The following is a 14,834-nucleotide window of genomic DNA, read 5'->3' on the forward strand; positions in this document are numbered from 1 at the left end:
TCGCCATTAATTGATGTCTATGGGTGGCCGCGCGGTAGGGTCTGCGCTGTGACCATACAGTCGTCCACCGGTGAACGGATGCTGGTCGTCGAGGACGATCCGGCGCTGGCCGCCTCGGTTCGCCGGTGCCTGGAGTATTCGGGGTACGCCGTCGCCGTGGTGCACGACGGACCGGCCGCGCTGGCGCATGCCGCGCGCCACCTGCCGGAGGTGGTAATTCTCGATCTTGGCCTGCCCGGCCTGGACGGGCTTGAGGTGTGCAAAGCGTTGCGCGGGTTGACCCCCGACGGTGTGGCCCCGATGGTCCTCATGCTCACCGCGCGCGACGCCACCGCCGACCGGGTCGCCGGACTCGACGCGGGCGCGGACGACTATCTGGTGAAACCCTTTGCCTTCGAAGAGCTGCAGGCACGGGTAAGGGCGCTGCTGCGGCGCAGGTCACTCCCGGGCGCGGCCGCCTCCGCACAGCTTGTGGCCGAGGACGTTCTGGTCGATCCGGTGACCCGGCAGGTTCAGCGCGGATCCCGGGACATCGGTTTGACCGCACTGGAATTTGACCTGCTGTGCTTCTTCCTTCGCCACCACCGGCACGTGCTGTCGCGCGAACAGCTGCTGCAAGCCGTGTGGGGCGGCGGGTCCGCGGCGTCGAGCAATGTAGTAGACGTTTATGTGGGCTATTTGCGATCCAAATTGGAGGCAGGCGGCGAGCCGCGGATCCTGCACACCGTAAGGGGAGCCGGTTACGTGTTACGGGCGGCGGCGTGATGTCGATCCGCGCCCGCATCACCTGGTACGGCATCGGTGTCGTGTGCCTCGTGCTGCTGGTGACCTCGGGCCTGTTCGGCCTGCTGCTGATCGGCAGCGTGCCCGGCAGCCAGGACCAGGAGCTGCGTGACCGTGCTGCCGGCGCGGCCGCGAGCGTGCAGGCGGCCCGCGAGCTGACCGTGCAGACCCCGCTGACGCCGGTGGATGCCTTGGCGGGCAAGGACATTGTGGTGATGGTGCTCGACTCGCAGGGCGCCGTGCTGGCCACCACCGGCCTGGTCGACGGCGCGCCGCTGGTGGTACCCGCCGACCTGCTGGCGCAGGCCACCCAGGCCGGCACGGCCCAGCGCACCCTGCCGGCCGGCGGCGGGCTGCGCGTGCACGTGCGCCCCTGGCAGCGCGCCGACCGGTCCGGCTATGTGGTCACCGCACAGGCGGCGAGCAGGCTGCGCACCGATCAGGCCGGGGTGGTGGTCATCATCGTGATCGCCGATTTCATCGCGCTGCTGGCCGCATCGGTGGCGATCTGGCTGGCCACCGGGCGCGCGCTGCGCCCGTTGCGGCACCTGGCGACGACCGCGGACGAGGTTGGCCGCTCCGCGGATCTGACCCGCCGCCTGCCGCCGGTGAAGCGGCTCGACCATCTCGGCCGGCTGACGGCAAGCTTCAACGCCATGATGGACCGGCTTCAGCACGCTCATGCCAGGCTCAGCACCGCGCTGGCCGCCCAGCAGAGGTTCACCGCGGACGCTTCGCACGAGCTGCGCACGCCGTTGGCGACCATCCGCAGCAACGCCGGGTTCCTGCGTGCCCACCCCGACGCCGATCCGCCGGACGTCGCCGCCGCGGTGTCCGACATCGATCTGGAGAGCCAGCGCATGACGCGGCTCGTGACCGACCTGCTCACGCTGGCTCGTGCCGACAGCAGCCAGCCGCTGTCCGTGGGTGACGTCGACGTTTCGGCGCTGGTGGCCGACGTCGCGGCCCAGGCCACCCGGACCCACCCGGGCCGCCGCTTCCACACCCAGACGGCGCCGGCCCGGGTGCGCGGCGACGAGGACGGGCTGCGGCGGCTGCTGCGTATCCTCATCGACAACGCTGTCGCCCACACCGGCGAGGGCGGTCAGATCTGGATGACGCTGGCCGCCACCGCCACCACCGTTTCGCTGCAGGTCGCCGACGACGGGCACGGCATTCCACCCGACATGCACGAACGTATTTTCGGCCGGTTCGTGCGGGCCCATCCCGGTACCCACCAAGAAGGCACTGGTTTGGGTCTGGCCATAGCCCGTTCGCTGGCGCAGGCGCACCATGGCCGGATCTGGGCCGGCACCAACGGTTCCGGGGGCGCCACCTTCACCGTCGATCTGCCGGCGGCGGGCGCCCCGGTGGGCTCATCGAATTCTTAACCGGCTCTCATCACCGCATCATCGGCCGCCGTCAGGCTGGCCATCATGACAAACGCACCGTTGGCGACCGCCGATCGCCGCGTCGGGCGAGCCGAGCTGATCCGGTTGCTGCTGCTGATGACGGCCGGCTTCACCCTGCTGGCGATGTTCGGCGAAATAGTGCTCATGGCCAGCCCCTGGTATGCGGTGCTGCCCATCGGCAAGGCCATCCTGCTCCTGGTGCTGGCCCGCAAGGTCGCCGCCCAGCGCCGCTGGGCGCTGATGGCCACCATCGTGGTGTCCGCTCTGGGCTTGACCGGATTCGTGGCCAGCTCCCTGGTCGGCCTGATTCCGCAGCTGGACCACACGCTCACGCTGACCGGCCTGATCACGCAGATCGCTCTGCCGATCACCCTGATCCTGTTGTGCGCACAGCTTTTGACAACCCAACAGCAGCATCATCCGGTACCGGAGGCAGCCCGATGAGTCCATGGCAGACGTTCTGGGCGGGAGTGGCCCCCGATCACGCGGCGGCCCTCATCGTGACCGCGCTCCTGCCGGTGATCTGGTGGTTCGGCCGCCCGCTGACCGGACATCAGCCGGCCGCTGGGCCACCGCTGCCGCTGACCCAGCGGTGGGCCATCGCGGGGCTGGCCGCGACCGGGATCCTGCATCTGGCGCTGCCGATCGGCCACCACGACAATGCCTTGCTCACCTTGGGATTCGTGGCCGCGGGCGCCGCCTACCTGTGGCTGGCCACCCGCGTGTTGCGCCAGCGTTCCTGGCGCTTGCTGACGGCCCTGCTCGTGACCGCCAACCTCATCGGGTACCTGATAGTCATCACCGCCGGCGGCGAAGAACCCGACCAGGTCGGCATCCTCACCGCGCTCGATGAACTGATGCTGTTCGCCCTGGCCTGCAACGGGCCGTCCACCCGCCGTTTGCGCCGCGCGGCCGCCAGCACGGCCACCGTGGGCAGCGTGGTGCTCGTCGGCCTGGTGATCTGGATCAGCTCCTTCGCCGCGCACCAGGCCAGTGACCTCGACGCCACGCTGACCAAGGGCGGCGGCACCTCCGGCGAGGTCGTCGACGCCCCGCACGACGACGGCCACCAGCACGACCACGCCGCCCGCGCCCAAGCCGGGGTCATCATGCGTGCGCTCGCCGACCATCATCCGACCACCGAGCAGATACGTGCCGCCGAACAGCTTGCCACCAAAACGCAGGCATCCATCGCCCGCTTCACCGACATCCATGCCGCGATCGCCGCCGGATACCAGCCCAGCGGGGCCACCGCCGGCACCGAGGTCCATCTGGAGAACAAGTCCTTTGACAGCAAGGCCTACATCCTCGACGCCGACCATCCGCAGGCGCTGGTCTATGTGATCGCCGACGGCAAGGCCAGCCTGCTGGGCGCGGTCTACCGCATGCCGGTCGCCGGGCGTCCCGGGCCCGAGCCGGGAGCGGCCATCACCCGCTGGCACGCGCACAACATCTGCCTGACCCCGCTGCCGCCGGGAGCGGGTCTGCCCTCGCCCTTCGGCGGATGCTCAGCGCTGTCCATCGGGGCCACCATGCCGGAGATGATGCACGTGTGGACGGTCGGCAATCCGGGCGGACCGTATGCCGAAAGCATCGACCAGAAGTGGGCCTACGACTACAACTCCAAGCACGGCAAGCCTTGGCAGAACGGATCGTAGTTAGGTGGACCGCACGCTGTGGCCGGCCAGGTGGGCCAGCACCGCCTGGTTGGCCTCCCAGCCGTCGGGGAACTTCACCAGATCGTCGAGGTACATGGGTTCCACCGAGGGATGGGCGTCGAGCAGCTCCGGGATTCCGGCACGGGCCACCACTATGCACGCGTGGCGATGGCGGGAGGCGAGCACGCACAGGCGGCCGGTTTCCAGATGAAAAGCGGTGGCGTCGCGGCGGCCCGACAGCGGATGCAGCACGACGGTGACGTCATATTCCGCTCCCTGCAAGCGATTCGCGGTGTCGACCCGGATCGCCCCGGCGCCCATGGCGGCCAGCTCGTTGCGGATCGCGGCCACTTGATCACGGTGGGCAGCGCCGACGGCGATGCGGTCGGGACGCACCACTGCGCCCCCGGGGTTGGTCTCACAATAGGTTTCCGCGCCGCGTTGCAGCACGCGCGCGGCGATGGAAGCGGTGGCGTGCACGGCTTCGGCGTCGGTGCGGATGGTGTTGCGCGACGGCAGCTCGTAGAGCGCCCATCCGGTGGTGGCGGCGGTGTGCAGGACGTCGTCGACGGCACCGCCAATGCCGCTTACCGGCAGGTGCAGCTTGCGCATCTCCGGGGTAGTGGCGGCATCGAAGCCAGCAAATGGATAGAACGCGGGCGCGACCAGGCTGGTCGCCGACGGGGAAAGCCGCCAGGACAACGGGAGCTGCTTCTGCGGGATGCCCGGGTTGTTGCGCAGCAGGGTGGCGACGGCGCTTTGCATGGGGTTCCAGGGCAACCCCGCCCACCGGTCGATCTCGACGGTGGAAAACGGGTCCAGCTGGCCGGGATCGCCCACGAACAGCATGCGCTCGAAGCGGCCCGCTATGCGCAGCAACATGTCCGAACGCATCTGGTACGCCTCGTCGATGATCGCCCACGGCCACTGGCCGGAGGTGATGTGCACCCACTTGGCGGCGGTGCCGATGATGATGCGGCACTCGCGCAGGTCGTCGATGCGAGCCGAAACCTTGGTGTTGGGGTGCCCGGCGAAGTGCACAGGGGCGATATAGCCGTCTTTACACAGCCGTCCCAGCGGAATCGTCGGTGCGGCAGCGGCCATGCGGTCGATGAGGTCGTCGCACTGGCTGTTGGTCTGAGCGATGACCACGACCGGTTCGCGGCCCTCCGCGATGGTGGTGGCGGTGTGCACGACGAGGCGTGACTTTCCCGCGCCCGGGCCGGAGTTGACGACGACGGCCCGATGGCCTTGCGCCGTATAGGTGTCGTGGATGTCGGCGATCGCCGCGTTGGATCGGGCGATGGCGGGTTGCAGGCTCACGACCACTCCTCGCGGGCGTCGTCCTCGGTGGCGATGTGCTGGGCCGGTGGCCCGCCGTGGGTCCACGGGATGGAATCCCGGTCGGGGAACGCGCCTGGTGCACTGTATCCGGTGCGTAGCCTGCTGTAGGTGACCGTGCCGCCCCGCTCCGGCACCGATCCCGGGGTCGCGGTCAGGCCGCGTCCCATGCTGCCGCTCAGCTCCAGCGTCACGTGGGTCGCCGTGCCGCTGTGCTGGACATCGAGGATGGTGGCTGTCTGCTTTGGACGCTGCTGGTCGGTCAAATCGGCGTCACCGGGCAGCAGCCGCAGCGGGTCGGTGGTCTGCACGACGATCAGCGGGCGCAGCTGACGCCGGTTGCCGGGCTTGACCGTGCGGTCCGGCTCGGCATGGATGACGTTGCCGCAGAAGGCATCTCCGCCCATCCTGTACTCGGCCATCACCATCGGGTCGTCGAAGGCGCGTTGCGCGTCGTAGAGGGCGAGGCGGCGCTCGAGGTCGTTGAGCCGCCGGGCGCTGCGCTCGGCGTTGTCGCGGCGCGCCTGCGGGCGTCCGTCGGAGGCCAGATGCTGGTAGTAGCCGCCGAAGTTGTCGCGATCTCTTTCCCACCGGTGCGGCACATGGTTTCCGGCCGGTATCGCCCGCAACGCCTCGATGGCCTGCCACACCAGGTCCCAGGTGGGCTGCAGCTGGCCGGTCAGGTCGTCGGCGAGCCGTTGCAGCAGCCGGGCCCGCGCGGCGTCGGAGGTGGCTTTGTCGATGGCGTCCAGGGCCGGTTTGAGCACCACCGCGTCGAAGGTGGGATCGGTGCTCGGCCCCGCGGGCGGGCAGGTGACCGGATCTTCGGCGCGTCTGGCCGCCTGCGCGCCGCTCTGGCCGGGCGGCGGCGCGATCCACGCCATGAGGGCAGCGAGGTTGCCATCCTCCACACTGGACTGACCGGTCGCCCACACGCCGCTGAGAGCCCGCGTGGTGGCCTGCAGCAGGCTGGTGTCGGCGAATTCGGACTGCTCAGCAAACCAGGTCAGCCATTTTCCCATTTCCGGTACAGGCAGCGGCACCGCATACTCGCCAACGGTTTTGCGCAGCCGCGTCATCCGCCCGAGCATCCGCAGGTAGCTGATGCCACCGGGGTTGGGCACCCACAGCTGCGGCGCGTCGGCCATCCGGGTGCGCATCTCGGAGCCGTCGCGTCCGGTGGGCACGTATTCGATGCGCTGCGCGCATTCGGTGATGAACGGCAGCACCACCTCGGCCAGCTCGGCGGCGAAATCGAGGCGTTTGCTGCGCATCCGCGGCTGGCCGGCCACGATGACGGTCGGTTTGTCATGCTGCGACCCGGCCATCGCGGCGACCGGCGCGTTGGTTTCCCCGGCCAGCGTGAGCGGCACGATGACCAGCGGCCGGTCGTGCACGTGCAGGTGCCGCACCGTGCCCAAGCGCTTGGCCTGGCCGGTTTCCGCGGCCAGCGCCCGCGCGTAGGAGGTCAGCGTGCTCACGCGAGCTGCCCCAGGATGGCGGTGCGCAGAGCGTGGGCGGCCCGGAGGGTCTCCGCGGCCTGCACCAGATCGTCGGTGGGCACCAGCGTGCCGGTGCCCAGAGCGACCGCGGTGCTGGTGCAGTCGACGCCGCCGAGCTCCTCGCGCACGGTGCGGCCCAGCGCGGCCGTGCTGTGGGCGTCATGGGCGTCGTGGCGGCAGAACAGGGCCAGCTCGCACGCGGAAAGGCACTCCGGCGCGTAACGGGCCTCGACACTGCGCAGCGCGTGGGCCAGATCGGCGGCGCTGCGGGTGGGCAGGCCATGCGCGTCGGGGGCCAGGTCGAAGGTGACACCGTCGGGCAGCGAGTCCAGCAGCCGGTCGATGTCGGCCATCCGGGCCAGCTGACGGCGCAGCACGGTCAGCTGCTTGCGCACGTCGACGAAGTGGGCGGTGGGCTGGTTGGAGAAGTCCTTGGGGCACACCAGAATCACCTGATCGGCGACCAGGTTCGGGTCGTGTCCGGCGTCGGCCAGCAGGTTGCGCAGCGCCAGCACATAGACCGACGACTGGATGGCGGCCCGGGTCACGTCGCCGGGATCGGCCACCCCGTCCACGATCGCGAACGACTTGATCTCGATGATGTAGAACTTGTCCTCCAGCCGGAACGCCACCATGTCCGGCTCCAGGTACACCCACACCCCGGCGATCTGCAGCCGCAGCATCGGATGGTCGAACAGGGTGCCCGCGTCGGGGCCACTGTCGGCGCTGGCGGCCAGCGCCGAGCGGGAACGCAGGTAACGCCCGCCTATCACCGAGTCGTCATCGCCACCCAGATCCAGGTAATGGGCTTGCGGGATGGGCAGGCCCAGGTTCTCGCGCAACAGCCGCAGCAGCTCCGCGCCGCCCTGGCTTTTCACCCGCGCCTCGAACCCCTGCCCGCGCGCCACCGCCAGCGGGGACAGCTTGCCGATCGAGGCCGGATGACCGGTGGCGGCCGCGGTCTTGTCCTTGTCCACCCCGGCGGCATCCATCACCGCGCGGCGCGTGCAGCCCGGATTGCGGGTCAGCGCGGCGATGGTGCGCGCGTTGTGCGGCTTGGCGATGACCCCGGAACCGCGCAGGGCGTCGAGGCGCAGCTGTGTGCTCATGTTGGGTTTCCCTTGCCTACGCCTGCGCCTTCGCGGGGACACAGGCCGACGCGCGGCGTCATCCGGCTTTCCTTACGGCACTCAGAGTGGGGGCGCCGAACAGCTGCTCGGCGTCGCCGAGCTGCTTGCGGGCGCGCCGTGCCGCCTGCTCGCGCTGCACTCGGTCGTCATCGTCGTGAACGGACAGTTCGGCGGTGGCCGCCTCGATCACTGAGGCGGGCCGCGCGTCGCCGAAGCTGGCCGACGCGTTGGGGATGCCCGCGGCCACCTGCCACAGCAGCCGTTGCGCCGCCGGGCTCGGCCGATCGGTGCGATCGATGTGCTCGGCGAGCTTGATGGCGCTGCGCAGATAGTCCACCCTCGCCGACAGGGTGCCCACGATGCGCCGGTGCAGTGGCCAGCTCGACACGGCGATCAGACCCCGCGCCGCGGTGAGCCGGTCGTAGGTCAGCGCGCTGCACAGGTAGTAGGGCCGGCCATGGGGCGCCGTGCGAAACGAGCGCTCCTCGTCTCGGCGCAGATAGGTCAGCTGGCTGCCGGCCAGCTCACCTGCGAAGAACGCCGCGTGCACCGCGACGATGGTGCGCGGCGCGGCGGGCACCGCGAGCAGGGTGAGGATCTGGTGCACCGTTTCTCGTACCGGTAGCTGCATGTTGCCGGGCTTGCCGGAGACCGACGATTCGGCCAGCTCCAGCGCGCCGTGCCATTGCGCCTCCAGCGCCCGCAGCTGAGTGCGCAGCCGCGATGCCTGCGCGAAGTCCTGTGCCGACACCGCTTTGCGGATTTCGGTCTTGACCTCCGAAATCCGCTGGTCGAGCTCCTCGATCCCTAAAGGGTCGGCCACCGCAGCAGCTTATAGCCTTCCAGTGTTTTCCACTAATCCCCACTCCGATGGATTACCGACAGTTCGCCGCGACGGTCCCGTGCCCCCGTGCCTCGGGACCACTGGCGACCGTAATCGGGATTCCGGACGATCGGCTTCCGGCACCGACCCCCGCCTTCCACGGCCGATCCGATGGCGCAGAATGTGCGCAAATTGCGCCGCGATCGACGGGAGGTCTTCGATGCGATTGTTCAGGGTGATCGTTCCGGTGTCGGACATTGACGCCGCTGCCCGGTTCTATGAGAACCTGTTGGGGCTCAACGGAAAACGCGTATCCAGCGGGCGGCACTACCTCGACTGCGAGGGCACCATCCTGGCCCTGTTCAGCCCACGTGACGACACCGACCCGTGGGACGCCCAGCCCAATCCGGAGCCGATCTACTTCGCCGTCGACGACCTCGAATCCGTGCAACAGCGAGCGATCGGGCTGGACGCGCAGATCGATGACCCGATCGCTGTCCAGCCCTGGGGCGAGCGTTCCTTCTATCTTCGGGATCCCTACGGCAACCGCCTGTGCATGGTGGACCGATCCACCCTCTTCACGGGCTGAGCCTCGGCTATAGACCGTGCCGGTCCAGGAATTCGCGCAGGGCGGCGTTGAACCGTTGCGGGTGTTCCATGCTCGGCACGTGCGCGGAGTCGGGAAAATCGATCCGCTCCACGCCGGCCACCCCTTCGGTGAGCAGGTCGGCCGAAGCGCGGGTGCCCGAGGTGTCCAATGCGCCGATGACCACCAGCAGCGGGCAGGCGACTTCGGCGAGGCGTGCCGCCGCGGGATTCGGGGTCGGCAGGATGGTCGGTTCGGGTTCCTTCCTGGTCTCGATCTCGTAGATCATCTGCCGGACCTTCTGCCGCACAGCATCCGGCGCGCGTCCTTCGGGCTGCAGTGGGCCATCGACCCACACCTGTGTCTCCAGATCGACCAGCGCTTCCCAGTCCTTGGCCGTCCACAGTGCTTCAATCCGATCGAAGATCGCGGTCTGCTCGGCCGGGCCCTGGTGTTGCGAGCCGCTGACACCGCCGCATACCCAGACCAGCGCGGCCACCCGATCCGGCGACGCGAGAGTGAAGTCAAGGCTGTGCTGGCCACCGCGTGAGCAGCCCACCAGAACGGCATCGGCGATCTGCAGCCGATCCAGAACGGCACGAAGATCATCTATCGGTGAGAACTCCACGGCCTCGGATCTCGACCGGCCGAAGCCACGGCTGTCGAAGCGCACCACGGTGTGGTCCTTCGAGAATTCTTCGACCTGTGGCTCCCACATCGTCAGATCGGCTATCCCGGCGTGGACGAGGACGATGGGCGACCCGGCGCCAACGCGCTCGAAATACAGCTCTCCCCCGGGGACGGGAACGTATCCGCTATCCATTCCGGCGATCGTAGCGAAAGGTGTTGTTACGTATCCTCCGGCCGGGGTAGAAAGGGTGATATGACAGAGATGCCGGAAGCTGAGCATGCCCTTCCGCAGATCGCCGATCGGCAGACCTGGCAGGCGAGGATCGACGAACTTCGGTTCAAGGAAAAGGCCCACACCAGGGCCGGGGACGCATTGGCCGCGCAACGCCGCCGGCTGCCGATGGTGCAAGTCGATGCGCAGACCCCGCTTATCGGCGCCGACGGCCCGGTGCCGTTGATCGACATCTTCGACGGCCGGTCCCAGCTGATCGCCTACTTCCAGATGTGGCATACCGGCAAGCCCGCGGCGCAGCAGTGCGAGGGCTGCACCTTCTCCACCTCCCACATCAACGAGTTGTCCTACCTGCACTCACGCGACGTCAGCTACGCCACCTTCTGCGAGGGACCCTACGAGGAGAGCTCGCGCTATCGCGACTTCATGGGCTGGACCATTCCCTGGTACTCGGTGCCGCAAGAGTCTGTGGACCGGTTGGTGGCCAACAGGTTCTTCGGCATCCTCGTCACCTATCTGCGCGACGACGACAAGGTCTACGAGACCTACTGGACCACCGGCCGCGGCAACGAGCGGATGGCGCCGTCCTACGGGCTGCTGGACCTGACCGTCTACGGCCGGCAGGAATTCTGGGAGGACTCGCCCAAAGGCTGGCCGCAGCACTGGAATGCCACCGGGGGCCAGTTCCGGCAGGACGGCCGTCCCACCGCCCAGTGGTCACGAATCCACGCCGGCCACAGCGACGACCTCGGCACCTCAGCGTAACCGCGGCTTGTCCCGGCGGCCCACCACATTGGACAGTTGGGCTGCGTGTTTCGTGCAGGGGTTAATGTTCTTGCGTCAAGATCACGTGATCTCCACAATGGGCTCCGCTGCAAAGAAGCAGCCGCTTTGCTATCCGAACCCATGGGGGAATTGCATGTCAGTAAGGCTGACCACCCGGCTCGCCGCGGTCCTGCTGATGATCGCGGGGGTCTTCGCTGTCCCCTCGACCGCATCGGCCGCCACCTTCGTTTGCGGCTCATCGGACATCAACGGGTCGTTCCTATTCCGCGCCTGCATCGACGACACCGATCAGGGCCAGATGTGGTACGAGCTCCAGATCACCAACAGGTCCACCATCAGCAGGTCGGTGACCTGGAACATCTCCTACTTCACGCAGAGCATTCTCTTCTCCTGCAGCGGAACGCGGACGACGTCGATCGGCGCCCAGCAGACCGCCAAGTACTACTGCGTCGGCGTGAAGTACATCGGCCGGACCTACATGAACGTCAGCAAGGTCACGGTCGGTAGCACAACAGTGCACGTCGCCTCCCCGACGTTGTACTTCTAAAAGGTCGAGGCCGAGCTGGGAAGTGCTCGGCCTCTTCCTAGCCTTCAGCCCGTTGGCCCGTGCCGGTCAGCATCGCTTTCAGCTCCTCATAGCTGATCCGCCACGCGTTGACGTCGCAGATGTTGGGCGCGCCGGGCACCTTCGCCCGCGAGCTGTACTGCCAGCCCTCGGGCACCCGGTTGCCGTACTCCGCCCAGCCGCGCCCGTCGTTGCCGCCGATCTGTTCGTAAAGCTCCTTAAAGTCCTCGTTGGCTTCCCGCGGATAGTTAGACGCGATCAGCGGCCCGCGGAACTCGCGCAGATCAGGCTGGCCCAGATGTTTGGACCAGTTCCACGGCGGCAGGTATGCCACCAATATCCGGTTGTCGACCTCGGCCCACCGGTCGTCGAAGCGGCGCACGTCCTCCCAGCGCGGCCACATCTCGGCCTTGATCAGCTCGGAGTAGCGCTCGATGTCGAGCATGGCCCAGTTCGCACGGTTCCTATCCAGCTCGCGGCGCAGCCAGTCGACCTGACGGTTGATCGAGGCCTGATCGCCGCGCACCAGGTTGTGGTAGCCGCCACGCAAGCCCATCCCGGCCTCTCTGGCCGCGCGGGAGAAGCTGGCGAAATGGTAGGTGGGCCACTGGTATCCCTCCGGATCGCCATAGCTGGCCCGGGCACACATTCCGGCTATCCCGGCGCCCCGGATGCGAGCCCAGTCAAGGTTTCCGCCGCGCCGATTCCAGTCGTGCTGGCTGACATCGATCGTGAACACCGGCGCGGTCTTGGGCCGCAGCGGTGTCCGCGTGACCAGGCCCTCGATCTTGGAGGCTGCCGTCGTGGGCGCCGCGTAAGCGATCGGTGCGGCGACAAGAGCGGCCAAGATCCCGCGACGCGTCACCGTGCCGGCCAGCGCCCTGGGCTTGCGGCCCGCCTTGGTGTCCGTCACGAGCACCTGCAGCGAGGTGTCCGATGCCGGCAAAGCCTTCTCATCCGGGCTCGCCGCCGCGGACTCAGCCGCCCCCTCGACCGTCGCCTTGACCGCAGCCTGTTTCACCACGGGTTCGGCCTCAGCCGCGACGGGCTGCTTGCCCGCCGGTTTGACCTCGGGCGGGGCGGGCTGGCTGGCCGCCGTTTCAGCCAGCGGCTTGGCCTTCGCGGCGGCACGCCGCTTGGCCCGCGGTTTGACTTCGGGCGCGGCGAGCTGCCCAGCCGCCGCCTCAGCCAGCGCCTTGACCTCTGCCGCGGCAATTGCCTGGGCAGCCAACTCGGCCGCTTTGACATCCGACGCAGCAGGCCGGTTGGCCCCAGACCCGCCAGGCCGCTTGGCCTCGGACCCGCCAGGCCGCTTGGCCTCGGACCCGCCAGGCTGCTTAGCCTCGGCCGCGGCAGGCCGCTTGGCCTCAGACCCGCCAGGCTGCTTAGCCTCGGCCGCGGCAGGCTGCTTGGCCTCCGCCGCGGCGGGCCGGTTGGCTGCCGGTTCGGCCAGCGGCTTCACCTCAGAGGTGGCGGGCTGCTTGGTCACCGGCTTCACGTCGGGCGCGGTGGGCCGGTCGGGCGTTGGGCGGCGGGTCGAGGTGATGAGCTCGTGGCGGCCATTGCGGCGGGCCACTTCGCGCGCTTCCAGCGCCAGGGTGTAGAGCCGGACGAACTGCTGCAGATCGGCCACCATCGCCGACTCGGACGACAGGCTGTCTAGGCGGTAGGTGAGCGACACGATGTTGGCATGCTCGAAATCCACCGACAACGCCGCGGTGGATTGCAGGTCAAAGGCGACGCTCAGGTCGCCGATGTCGGCGGGGCGCATCACCGCACGGATCGCGGCCGCCTGCATCGCCACCACCGTCCGCGCCTGGGCCCGCCCGAGATGATCGGCCATCTCGCCCACGCCCTGGTTGAGGGTGAGCGTCACGGTGCTCATGTCCTCGGCGAACAAGTAGGCGACAAAAATGCCGTGTCGGATAGTCGTCGTTTCTTCCGGATGGAAGATGGCGATCATCGGTGTGACCGCGGGTTCCCCGCTTCCGCCGAAGCATTCGACCAGGTGGCCGGCTGGAATCCATTGCCTGAACTGGTCTTGTGCCTGGCCCAGCAAACGATGTGCCTGGCTCGACATCGGCAACTGCCGGTCGTACTGGGCACCGATCTCGCCGATCAGCTTGCGCAGCCGCACGCCGGATTCCTCTCGTATCGATCGCGTGCCGAAGGGGGGTCAGTCGGCCGCGATGTGTGGTGGGAATCGATTCGCGGGTAAGGGGGTCAAGGGGTTAGGGGTTAAATTTTTGTGCCGTTGCGGCGAGGGTATCGGGGGCTGTCCAGCTCGTCGTCGGCCTAACGGGGGGAGAACCCGCAACACGGTAGCCGCACCCACCCGTCACCTGCCAAGATTTCAAAGGGCCAGCTTTCCGACAGCAGCAGGCGAGGTGGTGGGCCGGCACGTTTCGCTGCTGGCCCACCACCGCGGTTTGGCTAATCCACGCAGATCACGTCTGCCGACAATTCCCAATCGTCCGGGGTACCGGTCTCGTCCTCGCTGGCCGAGGCGACGCCAAACTGATCAGCCTGGTACGAGCCCGGCCGCAGGCTGGTCAAGGCCACCTCGCCGTGCGCGCCGTTGAGGTCGACGCCGGCGCTGAGGGCCTTTCGGCCCGCCGTGCAGGTGGTGTACTCGGTGGTGGTGGGATAGGACGTTTGGTTGTCGCTGCTTTGCAGCTCCCAGCCGGTGGGCGGGTCCGCGCAGATGGCGTAGGAACGGATCCACCAGGTGGCGTTGGTCCCGTCTTCGTACTCATAGGCCGACGCTTTGACTCCGGTCAGGTCCAGGTCGACATCGGTGACCACGATCTGGCCCTGGCCGGTCGACTGTTCGACCCCGGCGGCCAGCGGCTTGGTCTCTCCCGGGCAGTCGGAACGCACGGAGTGATAGTTGTCGGAGTTGGTCGCCCCGATGTGGCTGACCAGCGTCCATCCTGGCGGCTGTTCGGCGCACATCGCGTAGACCGACAGGCTCCACGGCTGGTTGTACCAGTTGTAGTCCTCATGAACCTGGGCGATCACGCTGTGCTGGAAGGGCTTGAGGATCTGCAACCGCAGCTGCGCCGAGGCGGGGTTGACCGAGAAGCCCATACCGACGACGGTCTTGTTGTTCGGGCAGGTCACCGAGGCGAGCTTGATGGAGTCGTCACTGGTCGGGTCGGTATCGGACACCATCACCAGGCCGACCAGCGGCTGGCGGGTCACGGCCGTGGCCGGCGGAGCCGCCGCCACGGTCAGGCTGGCGGCTGCCAGTAGCAATACGGCGGCCTGGCGCTGCCACCGCGCGATGGGACTGAGCGTCATGTCGTCCTCCCTGGGAACCGGTGCCGATCACCGGTGCTGCGCCCAGCGTTAGGACGGTCATCATGGGCCGATCACGGCCGCGT

Annotated in this window: 14 protein-coding genes; 7 read left to right on the forward strand and 7 right to left on the reverse strand. The window is 68.2% G+C overall.

The window, feature by feature from the left end; translation table 11 throughout:
* The first annotated feature begins 48 nt into the window (after positions 1-48).
* Genes Rhe02_RS02920 through Rhe02_RS02935 form a run of 4 tightly spaced genes read left to right on the forward strand, consistent with a single transcriptional unit; the run spans position 49 to position 3,853 of the window.
* Entirely contained in the window at positions 49-765 is a 717-nt protein-coding gene (locus Rhe02_RS02920; protein WP_275411038.1) for a response regulator transcription factor, read from the forward strand.
* Positions 765-2,174, forward strand: coding sequence for a HAMP domain-containing sensor histidine kinase (locus Rhe02_RS02925; protein ID WP_203906455.1), 1,410 nt, complete (start codon positions 765-767; stop codon positions 2,172-2,174). The genes Rhe02_RS02920 and Rhe02_RS02925 overlap by 1 nt, the downstream gene beginning before the upstream one ends.
* Positions 2,175-2,219: 45 nt before the next feature.
* The gene (locus Rhe02_RS02930) at positions 2,220-2,639 is read left to right on the forward strand and encodes a hypothetical protein (protein ID WP_203906456.1); all 420 of its coding nucleotides are present in this window, start codon (positions 2,220-2,222) and stop codon (positions 2,637-2,639) included.
* The gene (locus tag Rhe02_RS02935) at positions 2,636-3,853 is read left to right on the forward strand and encodes a hypothetical protein (protein ID WP_203906457.1); all 1,218 of its coding nucleotides are present in this window, start codon (positions 2,636-2,638) and stop codon (positions 3,851-3,853) included. The genes Rhe02_RS02930 and Rhe02_RS02935 overlap by 4 nt, the downstream gene beginning before the upstream one ends.
* Here Rhe02_RS02935 and Rhe02_RS02940 read toward each other — a convergent pair whose 3' ends face one another.
* From Rhe02_RS02940 to Rhe02_RS02955, 4 genes are read right to left on the reverse strand one after another with little or no spacing between them, the layout of a single operon-like run.
* Complete coding sequence (locus tag Rhe02_RS02940) at positions 3,854-5,182, reverse strand: AAA family ATPase (protein WP_373320576.1); 1,329 nt, start codon at positions 5,180-5,182, stop codon at positions 3,854-3,856.
* Positions 5,173-6,675 (reverse strand): hypothetical protein, encoded by a 1,503-nt coding sequence (locus Rhe02_RS02945; RefSeq protein WP_203906458.1) that lies wholly within the window; start codon positions 6,673-6,675, stop codon positions 5,173-5,175. Before Rhe02_RS02945 ends, Rhe02_RS02940 begins: the two co-directional genes overlap by 10 nt.
* A complete protein-coding gene (locus Rhe02_RS02950; RefSeq protein ID WP_203906459.1) occupies positions 6,672-7,805 on the reverse strand; it encodes a hypothetical protein in 1,134 nt (377 codons plus the stop codon). Before Rhe02_RS02950 ends, Rhe02_RS02945 begins: the two co-directional genes overlap by 4 nt.
* A gap of 58 nt (positions 7,806-7,863) precedes the next feature.
* Entirely contained in the window at positions 7,864-8,649 is a 786-nt protein-coding gene (locus tag Rhe02_RS02955; RefSeq protein WP_203906460.1) for a UvrB/UvrC motif-containing protein, read from the reverse strand.
* A 220-nt stretch (positions 8,650-8,869) separates the two neighbouring features.
* Here Rhe02_RS02955 and Rhe02_RS02960 point away from each other — a divergent pair, with 220 nt between their 5' ends.
* Positions 8,870-9,238, forward strand: coding sequence for a VOC family protein (locus Rhe02_RS02960; RefSeq protein ID WP_203906461.1), 369 nt, complete (start codon positions 8,870-8,872; stop codon positions 9,236-9,238).
* Positions 9,239-9,245: 7 nt separating this feature from the next.
* Here Rhe02_RS02960 and Rhe02_RS02965 read toward each other — a convergent pair whose 3' ends face one another.
* On the reverse strand, positions 9,246-10,058 hold the full coding sequence (locus tag Rhe02_RS02965; RefSeq protein ID WP_203906462.1) for an alpha/beta fold hydrolase: 813 nt from the start codon (positions 10,056-10,058) through the stop codon (positions 9,246-9,248).
* 60 nt (positions 10,059-10,118) lie between these two features.
* On the opposite strand from Rhe02_RS02965, the gene Rhe02_RS02970 reads away from it, so the two are divergent.
* Complete coding sequence (locus Rhe02_RS02970; RefSeq protein ID WP_203906463.1) at positions 10,119-10,862, forward strand: DUF899 family protein; 744 nt, start codon at positions 10,119-10,121, stop codon at positions 10,860-10,862.
* Positions 10,863-11,016: 154 nt separating this feature from the next.
* Positions 11,017-11,430 carry a hypothetical protein gene (locus Rhe02_RS02975; protein ID WP_203906464.1) on the forward strand — a complete coding sequence of 138 codons (414 nt, stop codon included), beginning with the start codon at positions 11,017-11,019 and terminating at the stop codon, positions 11,428-11,430.
* A gap of 37 nt (positions 11,431-11,467) precedes the next feature.
* Here Rhe02_RS02975 and Rhe02_RS02980 read toward each other — a convergent pair whose 3' ends face one another.
* Together Rhe02_RS02980 and Rhe02_RS02985 are read right to left on the reverse strand one after the other, a co-directional pair.
* A complete protein-coding gene (locus tag Rhe02_RS02980) occupies positions 11,468-13,585 on the reverse strand; it encodes an MrcB family domain-containing protein (RefSeq protein ID WP_203906465.1) in 2,118 nt (705 codons plus the stop codon).
* Between the two features lie 296 nt (positions 13,586-13,881).
* Positions 13,882-14,751, reverse strand: a complete 870-nt coding sequence (locus Rhe02_RS02985) for a hypothetical protein (RefSeq protein WP_203906466.1) — start codon at positions 14,749-14,751, stop codon at positions 13,882-13,884.
* Positions 14,752-14,834 lie beyond the last annotated feature (83 nt).

Source organism: Rhizocola hellebori, from assembly GCF_016862955.1.
Lineage (GTDB): Bacteria > Actinomycetota > Actinomycetes > Mycobacteriales > Micromonosporaceae > Rhizocola > Rhizocola hellebori.